5 protein-coding genes are annotated in these 3,720 nt (G+C 64.1%); 2 read left to right on the forward strand and 3 right to left on the reverse strand.

Annotated features, from left to right (window positions below):
- The coding region (locus tag EN893_RS23740) for a LysR substrate-binding domain-containing protein (protein WP_245490890.1) at positions 1-379 on the forward strand (379 nt) is incomplete at its 5' end.
- Between the two features lie 4 nt (positions 380-383).
- Here EN893_RS23740 and EN893_RS23745 read toward each other — a convergent pair.
- The 3 genes from EN893_RS23745 to EN893_RS23755 are packed head-to-tail and all read right to left on the reverse strand — an operon-like array spanning position 384 to position 1,832.
- Positions 384-911 carry a GNAT family N-acetyltransferase gene (locus EN893_RS23745; RefSeq protein WP_127268619.1) on the reverse strand — a complete coding sequence of 176 codons (528 nt, stop codon included), beginning with the start codon at positions 909-911 and terminating at the stop codon, positions 384-386.
- A gap of 44 nt (positions 912-955) precedes the next feature.
- On the reverse strand, positions 956-1,264 hold the full coding sequence (locus EN893_RS23750) for a hypothetical protein (protein ID WP_127268618.1): 309 nt from the start codon (positions 1,262-1,264) through the stop codon (positions 956-958).
- Positions 1,265-1,268: 4 nt separating this feature from the next.
- On the reverse strand, positions 1,269-1,832 hold the full coding sequence (locus EN893_RS23755) for an XRE family transcriptional regulator (protein WP_127272678.1): 564 nt from the start codon (positions 1,830-1,832) through the stop codon (positions 1,269-1,271).
- A 154-nt stretch (positions 1,833-1,986) separates the two neighbouring features.
- On the opposite strand from EN893_RS23755, the gene EN893_RS23760 reads away from it, so the two are divergent.
- Positions 1,987-3,720 (forward strand): ATP-binding protein (locus EN893_RS23760; protein WP_164901051.1); only part of this gene is annotated, 1,734 nt, incomplete at its 3' end.

Here is a 3,720-nt window from a genome sequence, read left to right on the forward strand (position 1 = left end):
GCTCGTGCCGGTGGCCGCACCTGCGCTCGCCGGCGACGACGACTGGCCTTCCCTGCCGCTGCTTCTGGTCGCCGGCGCGCGCGAGATGTGGGCGGAATGGTTCGCCGCCGCTGGACTGGCTGGCCATCCCAGACGATCGCACCGCTTCGACAGTTTCGTCACCGCCATGGAGGCGGCGAGCGCCAGCGCCGGCGTGCTCTTGGGCTCGCGGCCGCTGGTCGATGCGGCGCTCGACAGCAAGACGCTGGTCAGGCTTTCCGACTATGAACTTTCCAGCACATCGGGGCATTTCCTGACCAGGGCGTCGACAGCACGCCTGACCGGAGCCGAACAGGATTTCCGCCAATGGCTGCTCCTGCGCCTCTCCGCGCCGGCATGACTGGTTATGAGATTGGCCCGATCCGCTTCCAGTAGATCAACGTGCCGGTCAGCCCGCCATGCGGCTTCAGGGCATAGTCCGGTATCTCACCGGCCAGCGTGAAGCCCAACCGCTCATAGAGGCCTGAGGCGCCCTCCTCGGTCGCCGTGTCCAGAACCAGCAGCGTGCGGCCCTTCTCCAGGGCGAGGCTCTCGGCGGCTCGCATCAGGCGCGTTCCCACACCCCTGCCCCGGTAATCGACTGATGTCATCAGCTTGGCGATCTCGGCCCGGTGCGGCTGGTTGGGCGGACAATCGAGCAGCAAGGTCACGGTGCCGACGAGGTTTTTGCCGTCCCAGGCGCCAAGCACCGATCTTTCGCCCCTTGCCGCCGCGGCCAGCGACTTCTCCCAGAACGTCCTTGCCGCCTGCGGCGCCAACGGATGCATGAAGCTGACCGAACCGCCGGCCGCCACCGTTGCGACCAGCAATTCGGCCAGCATGTCCTGCGTTTCGGCAGTCGGGTTCAGGGGTGCGATCTCGATCGAGTTCATGTGCAGGATATCCTGTGATTGCAATAGAAGCGGGCGCATTGCTGTCAGTCCAGACGGTGCGCGCGGCGTCGCTTTCGCGCCGCCTTGATGGCGCTGATGCGGTCGGCGTCTTCGTGCCCGAGATGCCGCCCGCGCTCGAGTATCTCGAGCGTGTACTCCTCATAGGTCAGGCCAAGCCGCTCGGCTCTGTCCATGCGCAGCAGCATCACCTCGTGGCTCGGCGCCTTCCACGCCTTGGCATGAGCGGCCTGCCAGGCAAGGAAGATGTAGGGATCGCCCTTGCCCCATGGCGGGCCCTTGTACTCATCGAGAGGCGGCCCCCCATTGTGGGAGCGCTTTGGTCTTCTTGCCATTGTGTCAGCCCCTGACCAGCGCGACGAGATAGTCGGCGCCGGGCTCGAGGGCGTGGAAGGTGCAGTCCGACGGCGCCCCGAGCGCCAGGCAGTCGCCTGATACAAGCTTGTGCACTGTCTCACCTTCGATGAATTCGAGCCGCCCGGAAATCAGCCATATCTGCTGCTTGATGAAGGCGTATGAAGCGGCCGGAAAACTGACCTTGGCGCCCGCCGGCAGATGCACCTTGATCAGTTCCAGCGGCATATCGCCAGCCGGCGAAAGATGCCGCCTGACATAGCCGGTGTCGGGATCGCGCCACACCGGCTGGTCGGCCTCGCGCAATATCCCGCCGCCCTGCAATTCCGCGCGCGCGATCAAGGTCGACAGCGTCATGCCGAAGGCCGACGCGATGCGCACCAGAAGCGCCGCCGTCGGGCTGGTCTTGCCCCGCTCGATCGTGCTGAGCATCGCCTTCGAGACGCCGGAATGCTCCGCGAGTTCGGCCAGGGACCAGTCGCGCACGGTCCTTTCGGCGTGTATTCTGCGGCCGATCGTCGAGGAAATGTCGTTCGCTATATCATCCATATGTCTATTATAGCGAAAAATAGACGCCGGAGAAGAGCCGGCTGGCGACAATTTTCACGAGCCCTTTAATGCTCTCTACACCATCCGACATCATCGGGCCTTAACCCCATTCGGGTAGGATCGATGCTCCAGGGAAATGGGGATTGGCCTGTCCATGTATGTCGAACGCGAAGCCTCCGTTGGAGAACCGACATCGCAGGAGCGCCGCGACGCAGAGCAGAACGACAAGCGCATCCTCGGCAATGTCGTGCAATGCGATGGCGCGCGCGCCACCATCAGCGCCTATGCGAATGACGCCGACGGCGCGGTGACCGGCCTGTGGACGGTCGGCAAGATGATTTCCATCAATCTCGGATCGACGCGAACCGTCGGCCTGGTCTACGCAATCGGCAAGTCGGACCGCGCCTGGAGCAATGAGGGCCAGAACGCCATCGAGGTCAGCATCGAGCTGATCGGCGAAGTCCGTGACGGAGCAGAGCCCGGCGGCAAACCGGTCTTCGATCGCGGCATCACCACCTATCCGCATATCGGCGCCGTTGCGCATCGGATCCGCACCCGCGACCTGCAGGCGGTCTATGACCTCGCCGGGCGTCATTCGATCACGATCGGCACGCTAGCGCAGGACGAGACGATCGCCGCCAACATCGCCATCGACGATACGCTGGCGCGTCACTTCGCCATTGTCGGCACGACCGGCGTCGGCAAATCCACCGCCGTCTCGCTGCTGCTGCGCAAGTCGATCGCCGCACGGCCCGACCTGCGCATCCTGATCCTCGACCCGCACAACGAGTTCGCTGCATCGCTGCCCGAATACTGCGTCAGGGTCGATTCCAAAACCTTGGATCTGCCGTTCTGGATGTTCAAGCTCGAGGAATTCGCCGAGGTGCTGTTCCGGGGCCGCGAGACCGAGCCGGAAGAAATCGACGCCTTGCGCGACCTTATCCCGGCCGCCAAGAATCTCTACCGCAACCCGAATTCGGGCTCATATATCAGGCGCGGCAGCGATGCGTTGACCGCCGATACGCCGGTGCCTTACCGCATCGCCGACCTGCTCAAGCAGATCGATGAGCGCATGGGCATGCTCGAAAGCAAGACCGATCGCCCGACGCTCAAATCGCTGAAGACGCGCATCGAATCGGCGGCCGCCGATCCACGCTACCGCTTCATGTTCAACTCGCGCCTGATCGAGGACACCATCCACGAGACGATCGGCAACATCTTCCGCGTGCCGCATCATGGCCGCCCGGTAACCTGCTTCGAGATGGCCGGCATGCCGTCGGAAGTGGTCAATTCGGTCTGCTCGGTGCTGGCGCGCCTGGCCTTCGACCTCGCTCTGTGGAGCGAGGGCAAGCTGCAGTTGCTGTTTTTGTGCGAAGAGGCGCACCGCTATATGCCGGCCGACCCGCGCCTCGGCTTCGCGCCGACAAGGCACGCGCTGTCGCGCATTGCCAAGGAAGGCCGCAAATATGGCTGCTATCTCGGCGTCGTCACCCAGCGCCCGGGCGAGCTCGACCCGACCATCCTTTCGCAATGCTCGACCTTCTTCGCCATGCGGCTTGCCAATGAGCAGGACCAGGCGATCATCCGCTCGGCGATTGCCGACTCTTCCGCCTCGACGCTTGCCTTCCTGTCCTCCATGGGCCAGCGCGAAGCCATCGCCTTCGGCGAAGGCGTGGCGACGACCATGCGGCTGAAGTTCGAAAAACTGCCGAGTGACCTGCTCCCCGGCACCGCAAAACGCGAAGAGGCCACGTCGAAGCCAGGCGACGATGTCGATCTGGTGGCGATCGTGGAACGACTGCGCAATGTGCCTAAATCAACGCAGCAGGCGATGGCCTTCGCCGAGGTCGTCGATTCAGGCCGCCAGGCCGGCGACCCCGACTACCGC

Origin of the sequence: Mesorhizobium sp. M7A.F.Ca.CA.004.04.2.1, from assembly GCF_004022825.1 — a bacterium.
Classification (GTDB): Bacteria; Pseudomonadota; Alphaproteobacteria; order Rhizobiales; family Rhizobiaceae; genus Mesorhizobium.

Bases quoted from the DNA above. Each gene is read 5' to 3' on its own strand.
- EN893_RS23750 (WP_127268618.1), bottom strand. From the start codon at position 1,264: ATGGCAAGAAGACCAAAGCGCTCCCACAATGGGGGGCCGCCTCTCGAT.
- EN893_RS23755 (WP_127272678.1), bottom strand. From the start codon at position 1,832: ATGGATGATATAGCGAACGACATTTCCTCGACGATCGGCCGCAGAATA.
- EN893_RS23745 (WP_127268619.1), bottom strand. From the start codon at position 911: ATGAACTCGATCGAGATCGCACCCCTGAACCCGACTGCCGAAACGCAG.